Genomic DNA, 1370 nt, shown 5'->3' on the forward strand with positions numbered 1-1370 from the left:
AGCATCGGCTGGCCGACGATGTCGCCGATCGCGAAGATGTGCGGCACGTTGGTGCGCATCTGCCTGTCGACCGGAATGAAGCCGCGTTCGTTGACCTGCACACCGGCCGCCTCGGCGTTGATGCGCTTGCCGTTGGGACTGCGGCCGACGGCGATCAGTACCTTGTCGTAGAGCTGCGGCCCGGGCGCCTTCTCGCCCTCGAACGTGACCTTGAGGCCTTCCTCGAGCGCTTCGATCTTCGTGACCCTGGTCTTGACCAGGATCTGTTCGTATTTCTTCGCGATGCGTTTTTCCAGCGGCCTGACGAGATCGCGATCGCAGCCGGGAATCAGCCCGTCGGTGAGTTCGACGACGCTGACCTGCGCGCCGAGCGCCGCATACACCGTCGCCATTTCCAGGCCGATGATGCCGCCGCCGACCACGAGGAAGCGTTTCGGAATGTCGATCTCGAGTGCGCCGGTGGAATCGATGATGCGCGGATCGTCCGGCAGACCCGGCAGTTTGATGGACTCGGAACCCGCCGCGATGATGCAGTGACGGAACGACACCTTTCTGGCTGTCGCCTGTCGCCTGTCGCCTGTCGCCTGTTCCTCGTCGCCCGTCACCTCCGCCGCGACTTCGATCTCATGCGGCGATACGAACCTGCCCGTGCCGCGGATGATCTCCACCTTGCGCTGCTTCGACATCATGGCGAGCCCGCCGGTCAGGCGACCCACCACCTTGCCCTTCCATTCGCGCAGCTTCGCCAGATCGATTTGCGGCTTGCCGAAGGTGATGCCGCCGACGTGCATCTCTTCGGCTTCCTCGATGACCTTCGCCGCGTGCAGCAGTGCTTTCGAGGGTATGCAGCCGACGTTGAGACATACGCCGCCGAGCGTCGGCCAGCGTTCGATCATCGCGACTTTCATGCCGAGATCGGCGGCGCGGAACGCGGCGGTGTAGCCGCCGGGGCCGGCGCCGAGAACGACGAGGTCGAAGGCGAAGGAGGAAGGCGGCTGGCTACTGGCGACTGGCGACTGGCCAGAGGAAGAAGCGGCTGGCTCGGGTTCTTCCCCTCCTCCGCTTGCGGGAGAGGGCTGGGTGGGGGTCTTCTCCGGCGAACCCGCCTCGACCGTCACCACCACCGAACCCTTCGACACCCGATCGCCCTTCTTCACCGCCACCGACTTCACGACGCCCGCGGACGACGACGGCACATCCATCGTCGCCTTCTCGGTTTCGAGCGTGATGAGCGGCGTTTCGGCTTCGATACGGTCACCGGGCTTTACCAGCACATCGATGACTTCGACATCCTTGAAGTCGCCCAGATCCGGAACGAGTACGTCAGTGGCCATCTTTTCTCTTCGTGTCTTCTCTGGCTGGTCGCTCGC

The 1370-nt window shown here is 64.2% G+C and carries 1 protein-coding gene; it reads right to left on the minus strand.

Going from position 1 to position 1370, the window contains the following annotated elements; all coding sequences use genetic code 11:
- The coding region (locus tag V7D81_RS05820) for an FAD-dependent oxidoreductase (RefSeq protein WP_324315195.1) at nt 1-1334 on the minus strand (1334 nt) is incomplete at its 3' end.
- Nucleotides 1335-1370: the final 36 nt, after the last annotated feature.

The sequence above is a fragment of the Povalibacter sp. genome (assembly GCF_036735925.1).
Lineage (GTDB): Bacteria > Pseudomonadota > Gammaproteobacteria > Steroidobacterales > Steroidobacteraceae > Steroidobacter.